This is a genomic window from Nocardioides antri, assembly GCF_008373765.1.
GTDB classification, from domain to species: Bacteria; Actinomycetota; Actinomycetes; order Propionibacteriales; family Nocardioidaceae; genus Nocardioides; species Nocardioides antri.
This window is the reverse complement of the sequence record NZ_VUJW01000003.1, coordinates 300,193-324,945: the sequence shown is the minus strand read 5'-3', so window position 1 is coordinate 324,945 and position 24,753 is coordinate 300,193. Positions and strand designations below refer to the sequence as shown.

Genomic DNA, 24,753 nt, shown 5'->3' with positions numbered 1-24,753 from the left:
CCCATGACCGAACAGCCGCCGGGCTCGGGCCAGCAGCCGCCGCAGAACCCCTACGACTCCTCGCCGTACCAGGCCTACGGGACGACCGGAGCCTCCGGGCTCCCGCACTGGGCGCCGGACCACCCGCAGGCGAGCACGGTGCTGATCCTCGGCATCCTCGGCATGGCCGTGTGCCAGGTCATCGCGCCGTTCGCCTGGGTGATGGGCTCGCGGGTGAAGAAGGAGATCGAGGCGCCCGGCAGCCAGTACGGCGGCCGCAGCCAGGTGCAGGTGGGCTACGTCCTCGGCATCGTGGGCTCCTGCCTCCTCGGGCTCTACGTCCTGGGCGCGCTGGCGTACGTCGCGATCATCGCGGTCGCCGTGAGCACCGGCGCGTGACCGACGAGCGGCCCGGACTGCCGCCCGCGCGGCCGCACCACAAGCTGACCGACGACGGTCGGCGGATGCGCGAGGTGCTCACCTACAGCCGTCGCGGCAGCCGGTTCACCCCGCAGCAGGCGGCGGCGTGGGAGGCCCACCACGAGCGGTGGGTGATCCCTGACGAGGCGGTCGACGCGCCGGACTTCTCGTTCGACGCGTGGTTCGGCCGCGGCCCCGAGGACCGCGACGGCCTCATCGTCGAGATCGGCTCGGGCGTCGGCGAGGCGACCGCCGTGCTCGCCGCGAGGCGGCCGTCGTACGACGTGCTGGCCTTCGAGGTCTGGAAGCCGGGCGTGGCCTCGACCCTCGCCCGGCTGGCCGAGGCCGGCGTGGACAACGTCCGCCTGTGCAGCGTCGACGCGGTCTGGTCCGTCGAGCACCTGCTGGCTCCCGGCAGCATCGCGGAGCTGTGGACGTTCTTCCCGGACCCGTGGCACAAGAAGAAGCACCACAAGCGACGTCTGGTGACGCCGTCGTTCGCGGCGCTGGTCGCGAGCCGGCTCCGGCCCGGCGGCGTGTGGCGGCTGGCGACCGACTGGGAGGGCTACGCCCAGCAGATGCTCGAGGTGCTGTCCGGCGAGCCGGCGCTCGAGGGTGGCGTGGTCGAGCGGTGGGAGGAACGACCGGTCACCAAGTTCGAGCGGAAGGGCGCGAGCGTCGGCCGGGCGATCACGGACCTGCGCTACCGGCGCCGGTGAGGATCTCGATCTCCTCGTCGACGTACGGGTCCTCCGCGCCGACCGCCTCGAGCTCGGCCTTCAGCGCACGCTGGAGGGCGAGCGCCTCCTCGTGGCGGTCGAGGTTCCGCAGCGCCCACGCCACCATCCACCGGGCGACCCGGGTGCGGGCGGGGTCGCCGATCCGTTCCCGCGCGGCGACGGCGTCCTCGAACGCGACGAGCGCGCGACCGAACTTGCCGGCGTCGGCGTAGATCATCCCGAGGTTGTTGAGCAGCGAGGCGTCCCAGTCGCGGGCCCGCGGGTCGTGGGACGCACTGGCGACGGCGATCGCGCGCTCGGTGATCGCGACCTGCTCGGACGGGTCGCTGACGAGCGCGACCATGTGCAGCGCGTCCACGTGGAGCTCGTCGAGCGCGGACGTGGTCGCCCGCTTGACCGCCCGCGCGAACAGCTTGCGCGCGGCCGCCGGCTCGCCGGCGGACCGGAGGAGGCGACCCCGCTCCAGCAGCACGCGGCAGGCGACCTCGGGGGAGTCGGTGTCCTCCAGCCGGTCGAGCACGAGGTGTCCCTCGGCGTACCTCCCCTGGAGGGCGAGTGCGCGTGCCGCCTGGGTGAGCCAGACCGCGCGCTCGTCGCCCTCCGCGGCTGCCGCGGCGTCGCGGAACCGTCGCTCGGAGGCCGCCGGGTCGTCGAAGTCCCACAGGTCGCTGGGATGCACCACCACAGTCTGTAGCGAGCCGCGGACGTGGCCGGAGAATTTACGGTCACAAGACGTTCACGATCTGGATAGGGCGTGTCGCCCCGGGGAGACGTCGCGGCGGCGTACTTTCACAACCACTGGCGGGTGGGGAAGCCCGCCATATCGGGAGGCCCGTTCGTGACCAACGACTGCATCACCTGCCGCGGGTGCCAGGGGGAACCCTGCCGCGGAGACCAGGTGGGTGGACGCCGGCACTCCGGCGGTCGGGCTGACGCGTTTGCTCGGGCAACAAGATCCCGGTCCATCTGCGAGGATTAGGGCCGGGCGGGAGTGCGCGCGCGGTCTGGTGAGGTGCGAAGTGCCCAACTCCAAGACCCGCGCCGTCAGTTCTGACGCCCCGAAGGCAAACCTGTCCGTCGCCCCCGTCGAGGGCCGCCGGACCTACGTCCTCGACACCAGCGTGCTGCTCGCCGACCCCGGCGCGCTGCGGCGCTTCGCCGAGCACGAGGTGGTCCTGCCGGTGGTGGTGATCACCGAGCTGGAGGGCAAGCGGCACCACCCCGAGCTGGGGTACTTCGCGCGCAGCGCGCTGCGCATGCTCGACGAGATGCGCATCAGCCACGGCCGCCTGGACACGCCGGTGCCCGTGGGGGACGAGGGTGGCAGCCTCCGGGTCGAGCTCAACCACACCGATGTCGCGTCGTTGCCGTCGGGCTTCCGGCCCACTGGCGGGAGCTGGGACAACGACTCCAGAATTCTCGCGGTGGCCCGCAACCTCGCCGACGAGGGCCACGACGTCACGCTGGTGTCCAAGGACCTGCCGCTGCGGATCAAGGCGTCCGCCGTCGGGCTCGTCGCCGAGGAGTACCGCGGCGAGGCCGTCAACGACTCCGACACCGGCTACTCCGGGCTTGCGGAGCTCGACGTGGCGGCCGAGGAGCTCGACGAGCTGTACGACGACGGCACCCTCGAGCTCGAGGCTGCGCGGGACCTGCCGTGCCACCAGGGCCTGGTGCTGCTGTCCGACCGCGGTACGGCGCTGGGCCGGGTCGGCCCCGACAAGCAGATCCACCTCGTGCGGGGCGACCGCGAGGCGTTCGGCATCCACGGCCGGTCCGCGGAGCAGCGGATCGCCCTGGAGATGCTGCTCGACCCCGATGTCGGCATCGTCTCCCTGGGTGGACGGGCGGGCACCGGCAAGTCCGCCCTGGCCCTGTGCGCCGGCCTCGAGGCGGTGATGGAGCGCCGCCAGCACAAGAAGGTCGTCGTGTTCCGGCCGCTGTTCGCCGTGGGCGGCCAGGAGCTCGGCTACCTCCCCGGCTCGGAGTCGGAGAAGATGTCGCCCTGGGCGCAGGCCGTGTTCGACACGCTCGGGGCGCTCACGTCCAGCGACGTGATCGAGGAGGTCCTCGACCGCGGCATGCTCGAGGTGCTCCCGCTGACCCACATCCGTGGCCGGTCGCTGCACGACTCGTTCGTCATCGTCGACGAGGCGCAGTCGCTGGAGCGCAACGTGCTGCTGACCGTGCTGTCGCGGATCGGCGCCAACTCGAAGGTCGTGCTCACCCACGACGTCGCCCAGCGCGACAACCTGAGGGTGGGCCGCCACGACGGCGTCGTCGCCGTCGTCGAGAAGCTCAAGGGCCACCCGCTCTTCGCCCACGTCACCCTCACCCGGTCCGAGCGCTCGCCGATCGCCGCGCTGGTGACCGAGATGCTGGAGAACGTCGTCGTCTGACTCAAGCGATCCTCGTAGCGTCATACGGCTCGCACCTCCGGCGGTGCGAGCCGTATGACGTTCCGGTTGACATCGATCGCGAATCAGGCGGCGCGCCGCCGTCCTTGTGCGAGCGCGTCGGAGATCTGCTGGAAGAACTCGTCGGGTTGGAGACGGAGCCCGAGCAGGGAAGTCGCAGGACGACGTCGCCGTCGAGCACGAGAGCGTTCTGTCGGAGCGCGTCTCCGATCACGTTCTCCGCCCAGGTGTGGTGGATCCCGTCGATCTCCACCACGACGCCGTGGTCCGGCCAGGAGAGGTCGAGGAAGTATCGGCCGCGCCGATCCCGGCGCAAGACCTGTCGGGCCGGAGGTGGCAGGCCGCGGCGCCGCAGCTCCCGGCCGACGTCGATCTCGCTGAGCGTCCGGGCGCCGCCGAGGAGATCGTTGACGACGGCATGGAGCAGGAGCCGCCGTTTGGCCCGAAGGATCCGGAGCAGCTCCTCGCCCAGCTGCGCGGGGGTGGCGAGGCCCTGCTGGACCACGATCGTGAGGACGTACGTCGCCTGCTTGTCGGTCCTCGCCCACAACGCCGCTCGGACGGCGGCGACGGGCGGCCTGGTCCGCGGGATGCCGGCCGGAGCAACGTCGTCGGCCCGCCACCGACGGGTCTGGCGGATGTTGTAGCGCGGGGTACGGCGGACCCGTGCGCCTCGAGGGACCGAGACCCGGATCTGGTCGTCGGTGAATCGCTCCAGCCCGGACGCGAGCAGTGCCGACGACCCGTCGAGCATCGCCCGGGGACCGCCGTGGAGGACCGCGGCCCACCGGTGCCCATCGACCGACAGGGGACCGCTGTGCAGTGCCACCACCTGTCCGGTGACCTTGCGCCAGCGTCGCGCCCGCAGATGACCGGTGATCTCCCAGCGAGCTATTCCAGCGTCGATGAGCTGGGCCCGGGACATCACCCCGCTCTGCCGACTGGCCTGTGCGAACACCCGTTGCCAACGCTCGTGGGCGAAGAGCGAGATCGGTCCGTTGTTGGGCATGGGGGGAGTCTCCGGATGATCGGCCACCGCGGGAGCCGCGCAGGCCGCGCCTGTGGAGGGTCCCCGTCACGACCGGCCTGTGGATGCTCGGCGGGTTGTGGGAGTGGCATCGTCTCGGCGCAACGTCTGGGGAAGTTGTGACGGGTGTGATGAACGAGGTGGGTTGTCTTCCACGACCTGTGCGGTTCGGTTTGCTCCTACCGGTGAAGTCAGGCAGTGTGTCCGGGGTTGCCATCGGCCGGGGACAATGATGTCGGCCGTTCTCGGGGGTGACTGAGACCTGTCGTCGACCACGGATTGCTGCTCTTGTCGAATCACGCGAAGCCTGCGCCCAAGCACCGCGGAACCCCCAAGCATGCACATCTGAAGGAAGCGCCGAAGCGGGCTGCCCGCAACACGGTGATCCTCTCGGGAGTCGCCCTCGCCGTCACCGGCATCACCATCGGTGGTGGCCTGCTCGGCCAGAGCGAGGCCAAGGACCCGGGCATCACCGCCGACCTCGACACCGCCCTCGGCGACCTCCAGGCCGGCGCGCCGGCGGCGGACACCGGTGAGCGCCTGCCGGTCGTCTCGCGCAACGACCGCCGCGGTGCCGCCGACCCGACCAAGGAGGCCGGCCTGGTCTCGACCGAGGCCGCCGCCGTCACCGAGTCCGAGCAGCTGTCGGAGTCCGACCCCCGTGACATCGCGCGGGCGCTGATGGGCGACTTCGGCTTCAGCCAGGACCAGTTCAGCTGCCTCGACTCGCTCTGGGTCCGCGAGTCCAACTGGAACGTCTTCGCCGACAACCCGACCTCGTCGGCCTACGGCATCCCGCAGGCCCTCCCCGGCGAGAAGATGGCCTCGGCCGGCAGCGACTGGGCGACCAACCCGGTCACCCAGATCAAGTGGGGCCTGGGCTACATCCGGGACCGCTACGGCAGCCCCTGCTCCGCCTGGGGCCACTCCGAGGCCGTCGGCTGGTACTGAGCCCGACGCCGCGGTCCCGCGTCATGGGGGGCAGGTGCGGCATGATGGCGACATCTCGGGCCTGCGCACCCGCGCGCCCCTTGGGCTAAGGAGCCTCGATGGACGTCATCTGGTTTGTCATCGTCACCCTCGTCGGCGGCACGATCATCGGCCTGCTCGGCAAGCTGGTCGCGCCGGGCGACCGCGACAGGATCCCGTTCTGGCTGACGGTCGTCTGCGGCATCATCGGCATGCTCGTCGGCAGCTACCTCTACTGGGTCCTCTTCGGCAGCAACAACCCCAGGTTCGACGGGCACAAGGCCACCCCGGACAACTCGACCAACGGCATCGACTGGATCCGCCACCTCTGGCAGGTCGCCGTCGCCGCGGTCGCAGTGATGGTCGCGGCGACTGTCACCGGTCGCAGCAGGCGGACCTGACGGCGTGAGCTCCGGCGTCACGGACTTCCGGGACGACCGCGTCGGTACGGCGCTGGCGGGCACCAACCCGACGGTGCTGCGGCGCATGCGAGCCGGCTTCGCCGTGATCGGCGACGTCCAGCACCTGCCGGGCTACTGCGTGCTCATCACCGACACCCCGGGCGCCGACCAGCTGATCGACCTCCCACCCGAGCGGCAGCTCCTCTTCCTCGAGGACATGGCGATCCTCGGCCGGACCGTGGCGGCGGTGTGCGCACGCCGCGACCCGCAGTTCCGGCGGGTCAACCTGGAGATCCAGGGCAACACCGACGCGTTCCTCCACGCCCACGTCACGCCGCGCTACGAGTGGGAGCCGCCGGAGATCGTCGGCTGGCCGCCGGCGCTGCACCACTGGACCAGGCTGATGGCCGACCCGAGCACGCGTCAGCTGGGGCCGGAGCACGACGAGCTCCGACAGGAGCTCGCCGAGGAGCTCGACCGCCAGCTCGGCCAGGCCCTGCTGCGCTGACCCGGCTGGTCAGGGATGGGTCATCCCGTCCACGTCGAGCGCCGCGTCGAGCTGGTCGAGGGTGAGGTCGCCGCGGTCGACGTACCCCATCGCCAGCACGGTCTCCCGGATGGTCGCGCCGTCGGCCAGCGCCTGCTTGGCGATCTTGGCCGCGGCCTCGTAGCCGAGGTAGCGGTTCAGCGGGGTGACGACCGACGGTGACGACTCGGCGTAGCGCCGCATCCGGTCGGCGTCGGGCGTGATGCCGTCGATGCAGCGTGTCGCCAGCGTGCGCGACGCGGCGGCGAGCAACCGGATCGACTCCAGGACGTTGCGGGCGAGGACGGGCATCGCCACGTTGAGCTCGAAGCTGCCGCTGGCGCCGGAGGCCGTCACCGCGGCGTCGTTGCCGATCACCTGCATGCAGACCATCAGTGTGGCCTCGGGCAGCACCGGGTTGACCTTGCCCGGCATGATCGACGACCCCGGCTGCAGGTCGGGGAGGTGGATCTCGGCGAGGCCCGTGGTCGGCCCCGAGCCCATCCAGCGCAGGTCGTTGCAGATCTTGGTCAGCCCGACCGCGAACGTCCGCAGGACACCGCTGAGCTCGACCAGGGAGTCACGGGTGCCCTGCGCCTCGAAGTGGTTGCGCGCCTCGGCGAACGGCTGGCCGGTCTGCTCCGCGAGCGCCTCGATCGCCGCCACTGCGAACCCAACCGGTGTGTTGATGCCGGTGCCGACGGCGGTCCCGCCGAGGGGGAGCTCCCGCACCCGGGGGAGCACGGCGTCGAGCCGCTCGACGGCGTACCGGACCGTGGCGGCGTAGCCGCCGAACTCCTGGCCCAGCGTCACCGGCGTCGCGTCCATCAGGTGCGTGCGCCCGGACTTCACGAGCTCGGCGAACTCCACGGCCTTGGCCTCGAGCGACCCCGCCAGGACGTCGAGCGCGGGCTGGAGGTCCTGGACGACGGCCAGCGTGGCGGCGACGTGGATCGCGGTCGGGAAGGTGTCGTTGCTCGACTGGCTGGCGTTGACGTGGTCGTTGGGATGGACGTCGACGCCGGCCGCGGCGCAGAGCGACGCGATCACCTCGTTGGCGTTCATGTTGGAGCTCGTGCCCGACCCGGTCTGGAAGACGTCGATCGGGAACTGGTCGTCGTGCCGCCCCGCGGCGACCTCGCGGGCAGCCGCGACGATCGCGTCGGCGGTCTCGCGCGGGAGCACGTCGAGGCGGCCGTTGGCGGTGGCCGCAGCCGCCTTCACCTCGCCGAGCGCGTGCACGAGGGCCGGCTCGATGGGGGTGCCGCTGATGGGGAAGTTCTCCACCGCCCGCTGGGTCTGCGCCTTCCAGAGGGCATCGCGGGGGACCCGGACCTCACCCATGGAGTCGTGCTCGATGCGGAACTCTGCGGAATCGCTCACGCCTCCGACGCTACCGGCATCCCCGTGACCTCGTCGGTCAGCCGGTCGAACCGCAGTCCGCCAGGCTGCACGACCAGCCGTCGGAGGTGCGGATCGTCAAGTCGGGGATGAATGCCTGGCCGGTCAGGTCGCTGATCCGGAACGAGCCGGTGTCCCTGTCGATGCGGGGGGACGGCGGCGGCTCGTAGTCCGCGGGGAGCGGCCGGGTCAGGTAGAAGATCGTGCGGCCGTCCACCACCCTTCGTGCCGTCGACCGCGCCGGACTCCTCGTCGGGGGTCGACCAGCTGATCTCGGCGGGCGTGCCGTCGACGTACCCGACGACGACGTAGCGACCGCCGCTGCCGAGCGGAGCGTTGATGAAGCCGGGTGTCGTGGCTGAGGAGGTACGCCGCGCGGCGCAGCCGGGGCCATGCTGCTGCGACGAACGTCTCGAACTCGTGGTCCCGCTGGCTCCGCCGCACGCCGTCGCCCTTCGATCGTCCGCTGTCTCACCCTTCCCTACGCAGCGGACCCGCTCGCGGTTGAGTCGGAAGGCCGGTCAGTTCTCGCTCGGACAGGGGGCGTCGCCGACTCCGTAGACGATGACCATGTCCTCGTCGATCTCCACCCTGCCGTACTCGCCGTGAGACTCGTTGCCCTTGTCCTGCCAGCCGATGTAGAACTCGAGGCCGGTCTCGGGCTCGAGCCCGGCGTCGTAGGACGTGTCGAGGAAGGGGCAGCTGGTCCCGTCGCGGTCGACCTCGACGTACTCACCGTCGCGTTCCGCCAGGAGCACCACCGAGGCGTCGGTGCCGTCACGCACGAGCTGGAGGCGGACCGTCTTCCCGGCCTCCTCCATGTCGAGCTGCGCCAGCACCTCCTCGTTGCGGGAGGGCGACGTGTTGTCCTCGGCCGTCGGCTCCGGGTCGTCGCTGTCGCGCAGGAACAGCAGGGCCAGCGCCGTCGCGGCGACGACGGCGAGCACGACGACGGCGCCGATGAGGAGCGGGTGCGTCCCGCGCCGACCCGCGGGCGCGGGAGGTGCCGCCGGTTCCGGGGGCTCGGTGCTCACCACCTGGGTCGGTCCCGAGACCGGCTGGGTCGGTCCGGGCTCTGCGACGGGTTCGGCGACAGGGCCGGTGGGCGCGGGCCGCGCCGGCGCGTCCAGGGAGTCCGGCACCGACGGGCGGGTCAGGACCATGGCGTCGGGGACCGCGCCGAGGGCGTGCGCGAGCACGGAGAGCGCCCAGCGGGCGCCGTCGGACTCGCTCGTGCCGCGGTCGCGCGCCAGCAGGTCTCCCTGCGCCGCGATGGAGGTCGCCGGGTCGGCGCCCAGGGCGAGCTGCTCGAGCAGGCGCTGGAGCGCGCCGGTCGCGATCGCGCCGACGAGCAGGCTCACCTCGCCCGTCGACGCGGAGCCCTCGGGGACGAAGTCGTCGAAGGCCGCGCGGAAGGTCGCCGGGTCCTCGAAGACGTGCGACCCGACCTCGGCGCGGAGCTCGGCCAGCTCCTCGTGCAGTGCCACGCCGGACAGCATGGCACCACCCGCTCAGCGGCGGGCGGAGTACAGGAAGTAGTCGCCCGCCCGGCCGTGACCGGGCACGGCGTACCGGTTCTCCTCGGCGTTGCCGAAGACCTCGCGCAGCGCAGCCTCGAGATCGGGGGCGGGCGACGCCGACCAGACGACGAGCATGCCGTCGTCGGCGAGCGCGGCGCGGGCGTCCGCCAGGCCGGACCCCGCGTAGAGCGCAGCGTTGGCGTCGTGGACGAGGTAGCCGGGCCCGTTGTCGACGTCCAGCAGCACCAGGTCGTACGACGACGCCGCGACCGACCGCAGCACGTCGGCGACGTCGTCGACCACCACCTCCACCCGGGGATCCGCGAGCATCGCCGGGCCGTGCGGCACGGTGCCGTTGCGCAGCCAGCCGACGAGGGCGGGCTCGATCTCGACCACCGTGCACCGGGTCACCCGGTCGTCGGCGAGCGCCGCAGCGAGGGTGAACCCCAGGCCCAGGCCGCCGACCAGCACGCGCAGCGGACGCGCCCCTGCGTGACGGAGCGCCTCCGTGGCCAGCGCGCGCTCGGAGGTGTGCTCGAGCGTGTCCATGACGAACACACCGTTCGCGCGGAGCTCGAGGTGCCCGTCCGGCCGCTGGCGCAGCACGATCTCACCGCGCGCGGAACCCGCGCGGCCGAGCTGCGTCATCCGGTGCTCCCCGGTTCGGTCAGAGGTGGAGGGCGCGGACCGGCGTGTGGGTGTGGTCCTCGATCTCGCCCGCGGCCATCGACAGCAGCTGGTGGGCGAGGTCGGAGAGCGCGCGGGCCGATGCGAGCTCGTCGCCGATGTGGGGCACGGCCTCGTCCCGCGGGTGCCGACGGCTCACGCCACGCCCGTGGATCTCGGTCTTGTTGTCCGCGGTGAGGATGGCGTCTGCGTACGTGTCGTCGCCGTCCTCGTCGATGTTCACCTGGACGGTCCAGGTCTTCGTCGTCATGACGATCACCCTTCCGGTGCCGTGGGGTAGTTCTCCAGTCTGCTCCCGCACGGCGCCGGCCGGAAGGCCAGGATCAGTCGAAGATCTCGCTGAGCCAGCTCTCCTTGCGCTTCTTCTTGTAGTGGCCCTGCTGGGGCGGGTACGGCTGCTGGTGGCGGCGGTCGTCGTACTCCTGGTACTGCGGGACGGGCGGCGCCTGGGTCGGCTGGGGCATCGACGCGGCGCGGTCGATGATCTTGTCCAGCTCGCCGCGGTCCAGCCACACGCCGCGGCACTGCGGGCAGTAGTCGATCTCGATCCCGTTGCGCTCGCTCATCACCAGCGTGGTCTCGTCGACAGGGCAGCGCATCAGTTCTCCTTGGGCGTCGGGGGTTGCTCCCTGTCCAACGTAGCCGGGCGGGTGGCGGTTCCCGAGCTACTCGGCGGAGCGCACCCGGATGCCGCTCACCGGGACGGTCACCGCGCCGGACGGGTCGGTGAAGAAGTCGTTGCCCTTGTCGTCGACGACGATGAAGGCGGGGAAGTCCTCGACCTCGATCTTCCAGACCGCCTCCATGCCGAGCTCGGGGTACTCCAGCACCTCGACCGACTTGATGCAGTCCTGGGCGAGCCGGGCTGCGGGACCGCCGATCGAGCCGAGGTAGAAGCCGCCGTACTCCTGGCACGCCTCGGTCACCTGCTTGCTCCGGTTGCCCTTGGCGAGCATGACCATCGAGCCTCCGGCGGCTTGGAAGGACTTCACGTAGGAGTCCATCCGGCCGGCCGTCGTCGGGCCGAAGGAGCCGGACGCGAGGCCCTCGGGGGTCTTGGCCGGTCCGGCGTAGTAGACCGGATGGTCCTTGAGGTACTGCGGCATCTCCTCGCCGGCGTCGAGCCGCTCCTGGATCTTCGCGTGCGCGATGTCGCGGGCCACGACGAGCGGGCCGGTCAGCGACAGCCGGGTCTTCACGGGAAGAGTCGTGAGAATGCGCAGAATTTCAGGCATCGGCTGGGTGAGGTCGATCTTCACGACCTCGCCGCCCTGGATGAGGTGCTGCTCCTCGGTGTCGGGGAGGTACTGCGCCGGGTCGGTCTCGAGCTGCTCGAGGAACACGCCCTCGGCGGTGATCTTGCCGAGCGCCTGCCGGTCGGCCGAGCAGGAGACGGCGATCGCCACCGGGCACGAGGCGCCGTGGCGGGGGAGGCGGACGACGCGGACGTCGTGGCAGAAGTACTTGCCGCCGAACTGCGCCCCGATCCCGAACGACTGGGTCAGCTTGAAGACCTCCTCCTCGAGCTCCAGGTCGCGGAATCCGTGGGCACTCATCGAGCCCGAGGTCGGCAGGTTGTCGAGGTAGTGCGCGGAGGCGTACTTCGCGGTCTTGAGCGCGAACTCCGCGCTGGTGCCGCCGATGACGACGGCCAGGTGGTACGGCGGGCACGCGGCCGTGCCGAGCGAGCGGATCTTCTCGTCCAGGAAGCTGAGCATCCGCTTCGGGTTGAGGATCGCCTTCGTCTCCTGGAACAGGAACGACTTGTTGGCCGAGCCGCCGCCCTTGGCCATGAAGAGGAACTTGTACTCCGGGTTCCCCCCGGTGGTCGAGCCTGTCGAGATCCGGGGCGTCGAGTAGAGCTCGATCTGCGCCGGCAGGTTGGTGCCGGTGTTCTTCTCCTCGTACGTCGTCAGCGGGGCGAGCTGGCTGTAGCGGAGGTTGAGGCTCGTGTAGGCGTCGTACACGCCCTTGGAGATCGCCTCCGCGTCGTCCGCGCCGGTCAGCACGCCCTCGGACTTCTTGCCCATCACGATCGCGGTGCCGGTGTCCTGGCACATCGGCAGCACGCCGCCGGCGGAGATGTTGACGTTCTTGAGCAGGTCGAGCGCGACGAAGCGGTCGTTCCCCGAGGCCTCGGGGTCGTCGATGATCTTGCGCAGCTGGCGGAGGTGGGCGGGCCGCAGGTAGTGGCTGATGTCGTGCATCGCCTCGGCCGTCAGCCGCTGGATGGCCGCCGGGTCGACCTTGAGGAACGTCTGCCCGTCGGCCTCGAAGGTCGAGACCCCCTCGGTGGTGAGGAGGCGGTAAGGAGTGTCGTCCTTCCCGGTCGGGAGGAGGTCGGAGTACCGGAACTCAGCGTCAGCCACGAGCAGGCAGGATACGCGGCCGGCGACCCCGGCATATCCGGCGCCCGGGTTTGGTTGACGTGTCATGCATGTGTACGACGCCGTGGTGATCGGGGCGGGCCAGGCCGGCCTCTCGGCGTCGTACCACCTGGGCCGGCTCGGGATCGACCACGTGGTCCTCGACGGTGACGACGCAGCCGGGGGAGCGTGGCAACACCGCTGGGACTCGCTGACGATGGACGACGTGCACGGCGTCGCCGACCTGCCGGGCTCGCCGGCGCCTGGCCGTGGCCACGACCGCGCCAACGAGGTCATCCCGGGCTGGTTCGGCGAGTACGAGCGGACGCACGCGCTGCCGGTCGCGCGACCGGTGCGGGTCGACCGGGTCGAGAGCCTCGGCGACCTGCTGGTCGTGCGGGCCGGCGACCGCAGCTGGCTCACCCGGACCCTCGTCAACGCGACCGGCACCTGGAGCCAGCCGTTCGTCCCGTACTACCCGGGGGCCGCGACGTTCCGCGGCGAGCAGCTGCACACGGTCGACTACCCCGGCCCCGAGCACTTCGACGGCAGGCGGGTGCTGGTCGTCGGGGGAGGGGCGTCGGCGGTCCAGTTCCTCGGCGAGCTCGCTCCCCGCACCGACGTCGTCTGGGTGACCCGCCGCGTGCCGGTGTGGCGGCCCGGCGGTACGGACTGGGACGAGCAGGCAGGTCGTGACGCGATCGCCCTCGTCGAGCAGCGGGTCCGGGCGGGGCTGCCTCCGGCCAGCGTCGTCAGCGTCACCGGGCTCGGGCTGCGCCCGCAGGAGCAGGAGGCCGCGCGCCTCGGCGTGTACGACGCCCGCCGGCCGATGTTCGACCGGATCGAGCCCGACGGGGTGCGCTGGGCCGACCCTTCGACAGGCTCAGGGCAAGCCTTCGAGCCGGTGGACGTCATCCTCTGGGCGACCGGCTTCCGGCCTGCGGTCAGCCACCTGGCGCCGCTGGGCCTGCGGAGCCCGCACGGCGGGATCGCGCTGCGCTCCGTCGGCAAGGACGTCCAGACGGCGGTGACCGCCGCCGCGGACCCGCGGGTGCAGCTGGTCGGCTACGGCCCGTCGGCCAGCACGATCGGCGGCAACCGGGCCGGTCGAGCGGCCGCGGTCGCCGTACGCCGCTATCTGGGGGAGAGCCGCACCCTCGCGGGATGAGGTGCGATGCGGACGGTTCGCCTATTCCGCGGACACGTCGCGGACGCACAGGTAGCGTCCGGATCCTCATGGCCAGGAAGTCCGACGCGTTCGTCCCCTACGCCACTCCGGAGGAGCTGGCGAAGGGCAAGCGGCGTGCAGCCCGCTACCTGGTGATCGCGGCGGCCGCCCTCGTGCTGGCCGTGGTCGCCGACCGTGTCGTCGCCGACGAGCACCTGCGGCAGGTGTACCTCCTCGCCGGCCTGCTGCACCTGGTCGCCGCTGTCGGTCCGATCCTGCGGATCACGCGCACCGGCGAGCTCGAACCCGTCGAGTAGGTCCCGTCGCCCTCAGCGCACCGGTCGGCGCACGGACTCGCTCGCGCTCGGCCCGGGCTCCCAGCGGGCGATCCACGGACCGGTGCCCTCGGACTGGTCGAGCACGCCCTCCTCGAGCCAGGCGAAGTCACCGTCGAGCACGCGCCGCGCGATCCCGACGTCGAGGTCGTCGGTGTTGTCCCACAGCCGGTCGAAGAGCGCCTCGACACGCAGCCGCGCGTGCTCGCAGCAGACGTCGGCCAGGGCGTACGCCGTCTCGCCCTGCTCCGGCCGGTCGTTGCGGATCATCTCGGCCCGGGTGCAGGCGGCGGCCATCGCGAACAGCTCGGCGCCGATGTCGACGATGCGGGCCAGGAAGACCTGCTTGTGCTCGAGCTTCGCCTGCCAGCGCGCCATCGCGTAGAACGTCTGCCGGGCGAGCTTGCGCGAGGACCGCTCGACGAACCGCAGGTGGGGGGCCAGCGGACCGAACTCGGCGTACGACGTGGGCATGGTGCCCTTGCCGGCCGCGAGCTGAGGCAGCCAGGTGGCGTAGAAGCGGCTGGCCTTCACTGCGGCCTTCGCCTTGCGCTGCACGTCGGCATCGGCGACCGCGAGGTCGCCGGCCGCGGTGAGGTGGGCGTCGACCGCCTCGCGCGCGATCAGCAGGTGCATGATCTCGGTGGAGCCCTCGAAGATCCGGTTGATGCGCAGGTCCCGCAGGATCTGCTCGGCGGGCACCGCCCGCTCGCCGCGGGCGGCCAGGGAGTCCGCGGTCTCGTAGCCGCGGCCGCCCCGGATCTGCACCAGCTCGTCGGCGATCTTCCACGCCATCTCGCTCGCCCAGAGCTTGGCCAGCGCCGCCTCGATGCGGATGTCCTTGGAGCCGGCGTCGGCCAGCTCGGTCGACAGCTCGAGCACGGCCTCGAGGCCGAACGTCGTCGCCGCGATGAACGAGATCTTCTCCGCCACCGCTGCGTGCCGACCGACCGGGCGCCCCCACTGCACCCGCTCGGCCGACCATTCGCGCGCGATCTTCAACGACCACTTGCCGGCTGCCGCGCACACCGCAGGCAGGGACAGCCGCCCGGTGTTGAGGGTCGTCAGCGCGATCTTGAGACCCTGGCCCTCGCGGCCCAGCCGGTTCTCGACCGGCACCCGCACCTGGTGGAACCGGGTGAGGCCGTTCTCCAGGCCCTTGAGGCCCATGAAGCTGTTGCGGCGCTCGACCGTGATGCCGGGGGAGTCGGCCTCGACGACGAACGCGGTGATGCCACCGCGCCCGCCGGCATGCTCGGGCACGGTCGCCATCACGACCACCAGCTCGGCGACCACGCCGTTCGTGGTCCAGAGCTTCACCCCGTCGAGGACGTACTCACTGCCGTCGTCGGTCAGCACCGCGGTGCTGGCCATCCGGGCGGGATCGGATCCCACGTCGGGCTCGGTGAGGAGGAAGGCGGTGATCGCGCCCTGCGCGCACCTCGGCAGGAACCTCTCCTTCTGGTCGTCGGTGCCGAACACCTTGACCGGCTCCGGTACGCCGATCGACTGGTGCGCCGACAGCAGGGCGCCCAGGCTCGGGTGCACCGAGCCGACGAGCATGAGCGCCTTGGCATAGGCGGTCACGGACAGCCCGAGGCCGCCGTACTCCTTCGGGATCTTCATCCCGAACGCACCGATGTCGGCGAGCGCCGCGATGTAGTCGTCGGGGACCCGGTCCTCCCGCTCGATCCGGGCACCCTCGAGCGACTCGCAGACCGTGCGCAGCTCGGCCAGGAACGCCTCGCCGCTCTGCACGTCCTCGGCGGACCCGCGTGGATGCGGGTGGATCAGGTCGAGGTCGAAGCGGCCGAGGTAGAGGCCCTTCGCGAAGCTGGGGCGCTCCCAGCGCTGGTCGCGGGCGGCCTCGGCGAGCTCGCGGGCCTCGCGCTCGGTCACCTCCGCGCGACCGGATCCCTCGTCGGACTTCGTGGTCGGAGACTGGTCTGTGGTCATGGGCCGTCGTCCTCCTCGGGAGCGCCTCCAGTCTTACCCCTCCTGCGCCGCCGAGGGAAGGTCCGCTAGCGTGGCCTCATCCACCACGGGAGTCCGCGGCAGCGGACTGAGAGGGAGCTGTAGCCGCTCCGACCGTCGAACCTGATCCGGGTCATGCCGGCGAAGGAAGCGAAGGAGCAGCCCCATGGGCCGTGTTGTGAGTGGCGGGATCCGAGTCCCGCGCCTGACCTGCCTGGTCTCCGACCGGGACGACCTGACCCTGCTGACCGCGATGGCCGACGTCGGCGTCGACGGCTTCCAGGTGCGCGCGAAGAAGCTGTCCGGCCGGCTGCTGACCGCGCTGGCCGAGCGCGTCGTCGCGGCCGTCCGTCCTGCCGGCGCGACGGTGGTCGTCAACGACCGGCTCGACGTCGCCCTCGCTGCCGGCGCCGACGGCGTGCACCTCGGCGCGTCCGACCTCGCCGTGGCGGCCGCGCGCCGGATCGCGCCGGGCCTGGTGATCGGCAGCACCTGCCGGTCGCGGGCGGACGTCGTGGCCGCTGCCCGGGACGGCGCCGACTACGCCGGCATCGGGCCGGTGTTCGCCACCGCCAGCAAGGACGGGCTGCCGGACCCGCTCGGGCCCGACGCGATCGCTCCCGCCGTGGGTGTCCTCCCGCTCGTGGCGATCGGCGGCATCGACGCCGGCCGGGTGGGCGAGGTCCTCGCCGCCGGCGCCCACGGCGTCGCGGTGATCGGCGGCATCTGGCGACATCCGGACCCGGTGGCAGCAGCGGAGGAGATCGTCAGCCAGATCGGTGGTTGAGGTGCGAGGAGCGCTAGCGACGAGCCTCGAAACCCAAGGGATGCGGATCAAGGTCCTGGGCGCCGGCATCATCGGGCTCTCCGTCGCGGACGAGCTGCTCCGGCGCGGCCACACGGTCACGGTGGTGGACCCGGCGCCGGGCACGGGAGCGTCGTACGCCGCCGCCGGCATGCTGAGCCCGTCCGCCGAGCTGTGGCACGGCGAGGAGGAGCTGCTGCGGCTCGGCCGGGAGTCGCTGGCGCTGTGGCCGGAGTACGCCGGAAGGCTCGGTGTGCCGCTGAGCTCGCTCGGCACCGTGCTGGTCGGCCACGACGCCGGCGACCTGCAGCAGGTGGAGCGCCAGCTCGCGCTGCTCGGGGCGAACAGCGCGCCTGCCGAGCAGCTGGACGCCGCGGCGGTGGCCGGGCTGGAGCCGGCGCTCGGCCGGGTCCGGGGAGGTGCGCTGCTCACCGACCCCAGCGTCGACCCGCGCGCGGTGGTGGGTGCGCTGACCGCCCGGGTGCCGGTCGCGGCGGTCGACCCGGGGGGCAGCCACGACGCGACGGTCGTCGCGACCGGCAGCCGGCTGCCGGCGCCGTACCAACAGCTGGTGCGGGGCGTGCGCGGGGAGATCCTGCGGCTGCGGTCCGACGACGCGCCCCACCGGACGGTGCGCGGGTGGGTGCAGGGCGAGCCGGTCTACCTGGTCCCGCGGGCGTCGGGGGAGGTGGTCGTCGGCGCGACCACCGAGGAGCACGACGACCCGCCGGTCGTGACCGCCGGCGGTGTCCTGCGGATGCTCGCCGCCGTCCGGGCGCTGTGGCCCGCGCTCGAGCGGGCCGAGCTCGTCGAGGCGACCGCCCGCGACCGGCCGGGCACGCCGGACAACCTGCCCCTCGTCGGCCCGGTCGCGGACGGGGTCGTCCTCGCGGCCGGCCACTACCGACACGGCGTCCTGCTCGCGCCGCTCACGGCGCGGCTCGTCGCCGACCATCTCGAGACCGGTGCGGTCGACGAGGCCGTCGACCCGCGCCGACTGACCCCAGGAGGAGAACGATGAGGATCACCGTCAACGGCCAGGAGACCGCGCTCGACGGCAGGACCGTCGCCGACCTGCTCGCCGCCCGGCTCGACGACCCGCGACCGCACGGCATCGCGGTCGCGGTCAACGACGAGGTCGTGCCCCGCGACGACTGGCCACGCCGGCCTCTCGCCGGCGGCGACGTGGTCGAGATCGTGACGGCGGTGCAAGGCGGATGAGCGCTCTCACGATCGCGGGCCGCGCCCTGTCCTCGCGGCTCTTCCTCGGCACCGGCGGCCTCCCGAGCCTCGTCCTCCTGGAGCCCGTGGTCGCTGCGGCAGAGCCTGGCCTGGTCACGGTGTCGGTACGACGCACCTCCTCGACCCGCGACGGCGGCCTCCTCGACGTGCTCCGCCGCAGCGGGGTGCCGCTGCTGCCCAACACCGCCGGCTGCCTGTCGCCGCGCGAGGCGGTGATGACCGCCGAGCTGGCGCGCGAGGCGCTCGGGACGGACTGGGTGAAGCTGGAGGTGATCGGCGACGAGGCGTCGCTGCTCCCGGACGCGATCGGCCTGGTCGACGCGGCGGACCAGCTGGTCCGCCGCGGGTTCACGGTGCTGCCCTACACCACCGACGACCCGGTCCTCGCGCGTCGGCTCGTCGACGTCGGCTGCGCCGCGGTCATGCCGCTCGGCTCGCCGATCGGGTCCGGTCTCGGTGTCCTCAACCCGCATGCGATCGAGGCGGTGCGGGCGGCGGTCGACGTCCCGGTCGTCCTCGACGCGGGCGTCGGCACCGCCAGCGACGCGGCGCTCGCCCTGGAGCTCGGCTGCGACGCCGTCCTCGCGGCGACGGCCGTCACCCGGGCCGACGACCCGGTGACGATGGCGGGCGCGCTCCGGCTCGCCGTCGAGGCCGGGTACGCCGCCCGGCGGGCCGGCCGGATCCCGCGCCGGACCACTGCCCGCGCCTCCAGCCCGATGACGGGACGGATCGCGTGAGCCGGACTGCCGCGCTGCCGCGGTTGCTGTTGCTGACCGACCGGTCCCAGCTGCGGCTGGGGCGGGCGCTCGTGCGGACGGTCGAGGAGTGTGTCCGGGCGGGGCTGCGGGCGGTCGTCGTCCGTGAGCACGACCTGGTCCCGGCGTCGCGGGCCGCGCTGGTCGCCGACCTGGCGGCGATCGACGGGCTGACCGTGATCTCCTCGCGGGTCCCCGACCCGGCGGCCCACGGCCTCCACCTGGCGGCGGACCAGCCGGTCTGCGACGGGTGGTTCGGACGGTCGTGCCACTCCGTGGCGGACGTACGACGCGCAGCGGCCACTGGTGCGGCATGGGCGACCCTGTCGCCGTACGCCCCGACGCCGAGCAAGCCGGGCTACGGCCCGCCCCTGCCGCCGGGGGCGTACGACGACCTGCCCCTCCCGACCTACGCGCTCGGCGGCATCACCCCGGGCCGCGCAGCGGCCGCGCGCGAGGCGGGCGCCCACGGCGTGGCTGTCATGGGTGCGGTGATGCGCGCCGAGGAGCCCGCCGCGGTCGTGGCCGACCTGGTGGAGGTGCTCGGATGACACCGCCGGTCGTCCTCGCCATCGCGGCCACCGACCCGGGAGGCGGAGCGGGCTTGGCCGCCGACCTGGCCACGTTCGCGGCCCTCGGCGTGCACGGCGCGTGTGTGGTCACGGCGGTGACCGTGCAGGACACCCTCGGCGTGCACGCGGTGCACCCGCTGCCGGCCGAGCTCGTCGCGGCGCAGATCGCGGCCGTGCTCGACGACCTGCCGGTCGCCGTCGTGAAGACGGGCATGCTCGCCTCTGCCGAGATCGTCGAGGTCGTCGTTGCCAGCGTGGCCTCACGGTCACTGTCGCAAGGACGACCCCGGCTGGTGGTCGACCCGGTCCTGCGCGCCAGCACGGGCACGGAGCTGGCGGACGAGGAGGTCCGGCGGGCCTATCGCGACCTGCTCATCCCGGTCGCGACGGTCGTCACGCCCAACGAGGACGAGTTCGCCGCACTCGGCCGGCCCGACCAGCCCGGCGTCGTCGTCACCCGGGGTGGCGACATCGAGACCACGAACGACCACGGCACCGGCTGCACGTACGCCAGCGCCCTTGCCGCGTACCTCGCGCACGGCACCGACATCCCGACCGCAGCCGCCCGCGCCGCGGCGTACGTCACCCGACAGCTGAACCTCAGCAGGCCCTGGGACCTCGGCCGCGGCCGCGGCCCCGTCGCCCACATCTCCACCAGTCCCATCACCGAAGGAGTCACCCCATGACCGTCCACCCCGCCCACACCCGCATCGAGGTCGGCGACCTGCGCGTGCCGTACATCCGGGTCCAGCTCACCAACGGCGAGACGTTCGACCGCTACTGCACCGAGGGCCCGGGCAGCGACCCGCAGGTCGGGCTGCCCCCGCTGCGCGCGGACTGGATCGAGGCCCGCGGCGACACCGAGACCTACCCCGGCCGCGAGACCCAGCTGGTCGACAACGGCCGCGCCGCGCTCCGGAGCGGCGCCGCGCGCGGTGCCTGGCAGGGCGAGAAGCGCGGGCCCCTCAGGTCGACCGGGAAGCCGGTCACCCAGATGGCCTACGCGCGGCGCGGGATCGTCACGCCCGAGATGGAGTACGTCGCCCTCCGCGAGTCCTGCGACGTCGAGCTGGTCCGCAGCGAGGTGGCCGCCGGCCGCGCGATCATCCCGGCCAACGTGAACCACCCCGAGTCCGAGCCGATGATCATCGGCAAGCGGTTCCTGGTGAAGATCAACGCCAACATCGGCAACTCCGCCGTCACCAGCAGCATCGAGGAGGAGGTCGACAAGCTCACCCACGCCATCACCTGGGGCGCTGACACGGTCATGGACCTCAGCACCGGCGACGACATCCACACCACCCGCGAGTGGATCATCCGCAACAGCCCGGTGCCGATCGGCACCGTCCCGATCTACCAGGCGCTGGAGAAGGTCAACGGCGAGGCGGACAAGCTCACCTGGGAGATCTTCCGCGACACCGTGATCGAGCAGTGCGAGCAGGGCGTGGACTACATGACGATCCACGCCGGCGTGCTCCTGCGCTACGTGCCGCTGACCGCCCGCCGGGTCACCGGCATCGTCTCCCGCGGCGGCTCGATCATGGCCGGCTGGTGCCTGGCGCACCACGAGGAGAACTTCCTCTACACGCACTTCGACGAGCTCTGCGAGATCTTCGCGCAGTACGACGTCAGCTTCTCCCTCGGCGACGGCCTCCGTCCGGGGTCGACCGCCGACGCCAACGACGACGCGCAGCTGGCCGAGCTGCGCACGCTCGCCGAGCTCACCGAGCGCGCCTGGAAGTACGACGTGCAGGTGATGGTGGAGGGCCCCGGCCACGTGCCGCTCCACCTCGTCGAGGAGAACGTCCGGCTCCAGCAGGACTGGTGCCACGGGGCGCCGTTCTACACGCTCGGCCCGCTGGCGACCGACGTCGCTCCGGGCTACGACCACATCACCTCGGCGATCGGGGCCGCCACGATCGCGATGCACGGCACTGCGATGCTCTGCTACGTCACGCCCAAGGAGCACCTCGGCCTGCCCAACCGCGACGACGTGAAGACCGGCGTCATCACGTACAAGCTCGCCGCACACGCGGCCGACGTCGCCAAGGGCCACCCGGGCGCCCGCGACTGGGACGACGAGCTCTCGAAGGCCCGGTTCGAGTTCCGGTGGCGCGACCAGTTCGCGCTGTCGCTCGACCCGGTCACCGCCGAGGAGTTCCACGACGAAACGCTGCCGGCCGAGAACGCGAAGACCGCCCACTTCTGCTCCATGTGCGGTCCCAAGTTCTGCTCGATGCGGATCAGCCAGGACGTGCGCGAGCGCTTCGCCGAGAAGTCGGCGGAGTTCCTCGAGCTCGGCGGCACCGTGTACGTCGAGGAGGGTGTCCCCGACCGCGTCTAGGGTCGGGGGCGTGGAGTTCCACTTCTCGGCGCCCGTGATCGAGTGGCGCGGCCCCGCGCCGTTCTTCTACGCCGACATCCCGGTCGAGGAGAGCGACGACGTCAAGGACGCGGCGAAAGGCCTGGAGTACTGGGGCCAGGTCCCCGTCGTCGTCCGCATCGGCGACACCGACTTCACGACCGCGCTGTTCCCCAAGGACGGCCGCTACCTGCTGCCTCTGCGCGACGCCGTACGCCGGGCCGAGGGCATCGAGCTCGGCATGACCCTCGACGTCGGGATGAGCCTCAACCGGGACCGGACCCGTCCCGACGTGACGCGGCGCAACCTCGGGTGAGGCTCAGCCCTGCTCCTCGAACAGCGTCAGGTGCACCTCGGCGGGTGCGTCGAACCTGGCGTTGACCGAGTTCCACGGCGTGGGCGTGGGAGGCGCGACGGGGTCGGCTCCGCCGGCGAGCGCGGCCTCCGTCGCGGCCGCGCAGTCGTCGACCTCGAGCGCGACGCGGAAGTGGGGCGCGACCCGGCGGCCGACCTCCACCTCGTCGATGTAGTCGACCTGGGCGTCGTTGGCGAGCTCGAGGGTCGCCCGGCCGGCGTCGAGGATCGTGACCTCGGCACCACCGGGACCGGAGTACGCCTCCGCGGCGGGCATGCCGAGCGTGTCGCGGAAGAACGCGAGCGCACCCTCGTAGTCGGTGGCGTGGACGACGAGGCGGAGCTGTCGGACGGTCATGGCCTGAACCCTACGATCGAGACGTGCGCGAAGACCTCTGGCAGATCGACAAGCTCGACCTCGACGGCTACCTCGCGCGGGTCGGCCTCCCCGCGCGGGACCCGGGCCGCGAGGCGCTCGACGAGCTCCACACCGCCCACGTGCGGACCTTCACGTTCGACAACATCGACGTGCTGCTCGACCAGCACCCCGGTGTCGGGCTCGACGCGCTGAACGAGAAGTTCGTCGGGCGGGGCCGGGGCGGCTACTGCTTCGAGCACTCGACCGTCTTCGCGGCCGTGCTCGAGCGGCTCGGCTACGACGTACGCCGGCGCCTCGGGCGCGTCGGCGACCCGGCGGTCGGACCCGTGCAGGGTCGCACGCACATGACCGTCGAGGTCCTGCTGGACGGAGAGCGGCTGCTGTGCGACCCCGGGTTCGGGATGAGCCTGCTCTGGCCGGTGCCGCTGGTCGACGGCGCCGAGAGCGACCAGAACGGGTGGGCCTACCGGGTCAGCCGCACCGCCGACGGCGGCTGGGGAGTGCACCGGTTGCGCGAGCAGGGCTGGGAGCACGCCCACACCGTCGACGAGCTCACCGTGCTCCCCGTCGACGTGGTGATGGGCCACCACTACACGAGCACGTTCCCGACGTCCCACTTCCGCAGCGGGCTGATGATCACGCTGCACGAGGACGGCCGGCACGTCACGGTCACCGACAAGGCGCTGACCGTACGACGCCCCGGCGAGCCCACCGAGCACCGTGAGCTCGCCGACGGCGAAGTCGTCGAGTGGCTCGACGCCCTGAACGTGCCGCTCCTCCCGGCCGAGAAGGAGCGGTTGTCCGCCTGGGCGCGCGAGTCGCGCCGGTCCGCCGCCGCCGGTTGAGAGCGTCTCGACGTCCGCCCACGGTCACGACTTGGTCACGGCACGCCTCGCGGCGCGGCGAAGCTGTTGGACAAGGGGGCCAGTGGGTAGTAGGAAGGCTCCACTACTCATCGTGATCTGCGTCACGGCACGTGGCGGTCACACTTCGGGGGGAGAGTGGCCATTCGTGCCGCGAGGGAGGAGCTCCATCTCATGGCACGCCGAGGACGGTCCGCGGTACTCGCGGGCATCACCAGCACGTTCCTGCTGACCGCCTGTCTTGCGGGCGAGGACGACACCGGGGCAGGAGAGACCGAGGACGGGGACGGCAGCGTCGAGATCGTCGGCGCGATCCCGGACGAAGAGGCCGTCGGGCTGGTGAAGGAGCTCGAGGCCTTCACCGAGGACACGGGGATCGAGGTCACCTACACCGCGTCCACCGACTTCACCACCGAGATCCGCACCCAGGTCCAGAGCGGCGACCCGCCCGACATCGCCCTGTTCCCGCAGCCGGGACTGGTCACCGATCTCGCCGACACCGGCGACGCGCTCCCGTTGAACGACCTGATCGACACCGGCGCCGTCGAGGACCACATCATCCCCGGGTTCCTCGACTCGGTGACGGTGGACGACAACGTCTACGCCGTACCCGTGCGGATGGCGGCCAAGAGCCTGGTCTGGTATCCCGTGCCGGAGTTCGAGGAGGCGGGCTACCAGGTCCCTGAGACCTGGGCGGACCTCGAGGCCCTGCAGGAGCAGATGCGGTCCGACGGGGAGACCCCGTGGTGCCTCGGCGCCGAGTCGGGTGCCGACACGGGCTGGGTCTACACCGACTGGGTCGAGGACATCCTGCTGCGCACCGCCGGCCCGGACGTCTACGACGACTGGACCAGTCACGAGATCCCGTTCGACGACGACGCGGTCGTCGAGGCGATCGAGCAGTTCGGAGAGATCATCCAGACCGAGGGCAACGTCAGCGGCGGTCCCGACGGCTCCCTCAGCACGCCGTTCGGTGAGTCCGTCCTCCCGCTGGTGGAAGACCCGCCGGGTTGCTTCATGCACCGCCAGGCGAACTTCATCACGACGTTCATGCCCGAGGACGTGCAGGCCGACCTGCCCGCCAACGTCGGCGTCTTCGTCCTGCCTGGTGACGTCGAGGGCGGCTTCGAGGGCACTCCTCTCCTCGGCGGCGGCGACCTCGCCGCGGCGTTCGTGAACGACAGCGACGTGGTGGAGGTCATGGACTTCCTGGCCTCGTCCGACTTCGGTGCCGAGTGGGCCGCCGAGGGCGGCTGGCTGTCGCCGTCGGCGGAGTTCGACACGTCGAACTACGGCACGGAGATCGACCAGCAGATCGCAGAGTTGGCGTCGGGGGCGGACGTCTTCCGGTTCGACGGCTCCGACCTGATGCCGGCGGCAGTCGGTTCGGGCACGTTCTGGGACGAGATGGTTGCCTTCGTCGGTGGCGAGAAGGAAGCCAGCGAGGCCGCGACGTCGATCGAGGAGAGCTGGCGGGAGTAGTCGAGG

General features: G+C 72.0%; 29 protein-coding genes and 1 riboswitch. Of the genes, 18 read left to right on the top strand and 11 right to left on the bottom strand.

The window, feature by feature from the left end:
* Nucleotides 1–3 precede the first annotated feature (3 nt).
* Nucleotides 4–378 carry a DUF4190 domain-containing protein gene (locus F0U47_RS07730; protein WP_188111216.1) on the top strand — a complete coding sequence of 125 codons (375 nt, stop codon included), beginning with the start codon at nt 4–6 and terminating at the stop codon, nt 376–378.
* Nucleotides 375–1,118, top strand: coding sequence for a tRNA (guanosine(46)-N7)-methyltransferase TrmB (gene trmB / locus F0U47_RS07725; protein WP_149749730.1), 744 nt, complete (start codon nt 375–377; stop codon nt 1,116–1,118). Before F0U47_RS07730 ends, trmB begins: the two co-directional genes overlap by 4 nt.
* On the opposite strand, the gene F0U47_RS07720 is transcribed toward trmB, so the two are convergent.
* Nucleotides 1,090–1,818: a tetratricopeptide repeat protein gene (locus F0U47_RS07720; protein ID WP_149749729.1), complete on the bottom strand. Its 729-nt coding sequence runs from the start codon at nt 1,816–1,818 to the stop codon at nt 1,090–1,092. The two genes, trmB and F0U47_RS07720, sit on opposite strands and share 29 nt — an antisense overlap.
* A 391-nt stretch (nt 1,819–2,209) precedes the next feature.
* On the opposite strand from F0U47_RS07720, the gene phoH2 reads away from it, so the two are divergent.
* Entirely contained in the window at nt 2,210–3,538 is a 1,329-nt protein-coding gene (gene phoH2 / locus F0U47_RS07715) for an RNA 5'-3' helicase PhoH2 (protein ID WP_149750531.1), read from the top strand.
* A 1-nt stretch (nt 3,539) separates the two neighbouring features.
* On the opposite strand, the gene F0U47_RS07710 is transcribed toward phoH2, so the two are convergent.
* Complete coding sequence (locus F0U47_RS07710) at nt 3,540–4,565, bottom strand: putative endonuclease domain-containing protein (RefSeq protein ID WP_149749728.1); 1,026 nt, start codon at nt 4,563–4,565, stop codon at nt 3,540–3,542.
* Between the two features lie 306 nt (nt 4,566–4,871).
* Between F0U47_RS07710 and F0U47_RS07705 the strand changes: the two genes are divergently transcribed.
* The 3 genes from F0U47_RS07705 to F0U47_RS07695 all read left to right on the top strand — a co-directional run bounded on the left by F0U47_RS07705 (nt 4,872) and on the right by F0U47_RS07695 (nt 6,461).
* A complete protein-coding gene (locus F0U47_RS07705) occupies nt 4,872–5,534 on the top strand; it encodes an aggregation-promoting factor C-terminal-like domain-containing protein (protein ID WP_149749727.1) in 663 nt (220 codons plus the stop codon).
* A 98-nt stretch (nt 5,535–5,632) separates the two neighbouring features.
* Nucleotides 5,633–5,953, top strand: a complete 321-nt coding sequence (locus F0U47_RS07700) for a hypothetical protein (RefSeq protein WP_149749726.1) — start codon at nt 5,633–5,635, stop codon at nt 5,951–5,953.
* Nucleotides 5,954–5,957: 4 nt separating this feature from the next.
* A complete protein-coding gene (locus F0U47_RS07695; RefSeq protein ID WP_149749725.1) occupies nt 5,958–6,461 on the top strand; it encodes an HIT family protein in 504 nt (167 codons plus the stop codon).
* Nucleotides 6,462–6,470: 9 nt separating this feature from the next.
* On the opposite strand, the gene F0U47_RS07690 is transcribed toward F0U47_RS07695, so the two are convergent.
* The 7 genes from F0U47_RS07690 to F0U47_RS07660 all read right to left on the bottom strand — a co-directional run bounded on the left by F0U47_RS07690 (nt 6,471) and on the right by F0U47_RS07660 (nt 12,456).
* Nucleotides 6,471–7,862 (bottom strand): class II fumarate hydratase, encoded by a 1,392-nt coding sequence (locus tag F0U47_RS07690; protein WP_188111215.1) that lies wholly within the window; start codon nt 7,860–7,862, stop codon nt 6,471–6,473.
* 37 nt (nt 7,863–7,899) lie between these two features.
* Nucleotides 7,900–8,097, bottom strand: coding sequence for a hypothetical protein (locus F0U47_RS07685; RefSeq protein WP_149749724.1), 198 nt, complete (start codon nt 8,095–8,097; stop codon nt 7,900–7,902).
* 304 nt (nt 8,098–8,401) lie between these two features.
* The gene (locus F0U47_RS07680) at nt 8,402–9,367 is read right to left on the bottom strand and encodes a hypothetical protein (RefSeq protein ID WP_149749723.1); all 966 of its coding nucleotides are present in this window, start codon (nt 9,365–9,367) and stop codon (nt 8,402–8,404) included.
* 24 nt (nt 9,368–9,391) lie between these two features.
* Nucleotides 9,392–10,048 (bottom strand): spermidine synthase family protein, encoded by a 657-nt coding sequence (locus tag F0U47_RS07675; RefSeq protein WP_149749722.1) that lies wholly within the window; start codon nt 10,046–10,048, stop codon nt 9,392–9,394.
* Nucleotides 10,049–10,067: 19 nt separating this feature from the next.
* Nucleotides 10,068–10,337, bottom strand: coding sequence for a DUF1876 domain-containing protein (locus F0U47_RS07670; RefSeq protein ID WP_149749721.1), 270 nt, complete (start codon nt 10,335–10,337; stop codon nt 10,068–10,070).
* A 73-nt stretch (nt 10,338–10,410) separates the two neighbouring features.
* Nucleotides 10,411–10,686: a TFIIB-type zinc ribbon-containing protein gene (locus F0U47_RS07665; RefSeq protein WP_149749720.1), complete on the bottom strand. Its 276-nt coding sequence runs from the start codon at nt 10,684–10,686 to the stop codon at nt 10,411–10,413.
* 66 nt (nt 10,687–10,752) lie between these two features.
* Nucleotides 10,753–12,456, bottom strand: coding sequence for a fumarate hydratase (locus F0U47_RS07660; protein WP_246159512.1), 1,704 nt, complete (start codon nt 12,454–12,456; stop codon nt 10,753–10,755).
* 64 nt (nt 12,457–12,520) lie between these two features.
* On the opposite strand from F0U47_RS07660, the gene F0U47_RS07655 reads away from it, so the two are divergent.
* Nucleotides 12,521–13,621, top strand: coding sequence for an NAD(P)-binding domain-containing protein (locus F0U47_RS07655; RefSeq protein ID WP_149749718.1), 1,101 nt, complete (start codon nt 12,521–12,523; stop codon nt 13,619–13,621).
* Nucleotides 13,622–13,689: 68 nt separating this feature from the next.
* Nucleotides 13,690–13,938: a hypothetical protein gene (locus tag F0U47_RS07650; RefSeq protein ID WP_149749717.1), complete on the top strand. Its 249-nt coding sequence runs from the start codon at nt 13,690–13,692 to the stop codon at nt 13,936–13,938.
* Nucleotides 13,939–13,950: 12 nt separating this feature from the next.
* Here F0U47_RS07650 and F0U47_RS07645 read toward each other — a convergent pair whose 3' ends face one another.
* Nucleotides 13,951–15,912, bottom strand: coding sequence for an acyl-CoA dehydrogenase family protein (locus F0U47_RS07645; RefSeq protein WP_149749716.1), 1,962 nt, complete (start codon nt 15,910–15,912; stop codon nt 13,951–13,953).
* Between the two features lie 75 nt (nt 15,913–15,987).
* A riboswitch (TPP riboswitch) is annotated at nt 15,988–16,099 on the top strand.
* Between F0U47_RS07645 and thiE the strand changes: the two genes are divergently transcribed.
* The 8 genes from thiE to F0U47_RS07605 all read left to right on the top strand — a co-directional run bounded on the left by thiE (nt 16,097) and on the right by F0U47_RS07605 (nt 21,985).
* Nucleotides 16,097–16,717 carry a thiamine phosphate synthase gene (gene thiE / locus F0U47_RS07640; RefSeq protein ID WP_149749715.1) on the top strand — a complete coding sequence of 207 codons (621 nt, stop codon included), beginning with the start codon at nt 16,097–16,099 and terminating at the stop codon, nt 16,715–16,717. Its footprint overlaps the riboswitch before it by 3 nt.
* Before the next feature lie 40 nt (nt 16,718–16,757).
* Nucleotides 16,758–17,756, top strand: a complete 999-nt coding sequence (locus F0U47_RS07635; protein ID WP_149749714.1) for an FAD-dependent oxidoreductase — start codon at nt 16,758–16,760, stop codon at nt 17,754–17,756.
* Nucleotides 17,753–17,956, top strand: coding sequence for a sulfur carrier protein ThiS (thiS, locus tag F0U47_RS07630; protein WP_149749713.1), 204 nt, complete (start codon nt 17,753–17,755; stop codon nt 17,954–17,956). The genes F0U47_RS07635 and thiS overlap by 4 nt, the downstream gene beginning before the upstream one ends.
* Entirely contained in the window at nt 17,953–18,717 is a 765-nt protein-coding gene (locus tag F0U47_RS07625; protein ID WP_149749712.1) for a thiazole synthase, read from the top strand. The genes thiS and F0U47_RS07625 overlap by 4 nt, the downstream gene beginning before the upstream one ends.
* Nucleotides 18,714–19,286, top strand: a complete 573-nt coding sequence (locus F0U47_RS07620; RefSeq protein ID WP_223162692.1) for a thiamine phosphate synthase — start codon at nt 18,714–18,716, stop codon at nt 19,284–19,286. Before F0U47_RS07625 ends, F0U47_RS07620 begins: the two co-directional genes overlap by 4 nt.
* The gene (gene thiD / locus F0U47_RS07615; protein WP_149749711.1) at nt 19,283–19,993 is read left to right on the top strand and encodes a bifunctional hydroxymethylpyrimidine kinase/phosphomethylpyrimidine kinase; all 711 of its coding nucleotides are present in this window, start codon (nt 19,283–19,285) and stop codon (nt 19,991–19,993) included. The genes F0U47_RS07620 and thiD overlap by 4 nt, the downstream gene beginning before the upstream one ends.
* Nucleotides 19,990–21,651, top strand: coding sequence for a phosphomethylpyrimidine synthase ThiC (gene thiC, locus F0U47_RS07610; protein WP_149749710.1), 1,662 nt, complete (start codon nt 19,990–19,992; stop codon nt 21,649–21,651). The genes thiD and thiC overlap by 4 nt, the downstream gene beginning before the upstream one ends.
* Before the next feature lie 10 nt (nt 21,652–21,661).
* Nucleotides 21,662–21,985 carry a DUF1905 domain-containing protein gene (locus F0U47_RS07605; RefSeq protein WP_149749709.1) on the top strand — a complete coding sequence of 108 codons (324 nt, stop codon included), beginning with the start codon at nt 21,662–21,664 and terminating at the stop codon, nt 21,983–21,985.
* A gap of 3 nt (nt 21,986–21,988) precedes the next feature.
* On the opposite strand, the gene F0U47_RS07600 is transcribed toward F0U47_RS07605, so the two are convergent.
* Nucleotides 21,989–22,381 carry a VOC family protein gene (locus tag F0U47_RS07600; protein ID WP_149749708.1) on the bottom strand — a complete coding sequence of 131 codons (393 nt, stop codon included), beginning with the start codon at nt 22,379–22,381 and terminating at the stop codon, nt 21,989–21,991.
* A 23-nt stretch (nt 22,382–22,404) separates the two neighbouring features.
* Here F0U47_RS07600 and F0U47_RS07595 point away from each other — a divergent pair, with 23 nt between their 5' ends.
* Both F0U47_RS07595 and F0U47_RS07590 read left to right on the top strand, forming a co-directional pair.
* On the top strand, nt 22,405–23,247 hold the full coding sequence (locus F0U47_RS07595) for an arylamine N-acetyltransferase family protein (protein WP_223162691.1): 843 nt from the start codon (nt 22,405–22,407) through the stop codon (nt 23,245–23,247).
* Between the two features lie 192 nt (nt 23,248–23,439).
* The gene (locus tag F0U47_RS07590) at nt 23,440–24,747 is read left to right on the top strand and encodes an ABC transporter substrate-binding protein (RefSeq protein ID WP_149749707.1); all 1,308 of its coding nucleotides are present in this window, start codon (nt 23,440–23,442) and stop codon (nt 24,745–24,747) included.
* The last annotated feature ends 6 nt before the right edge of the window (nt 24,748–24,753 follow it).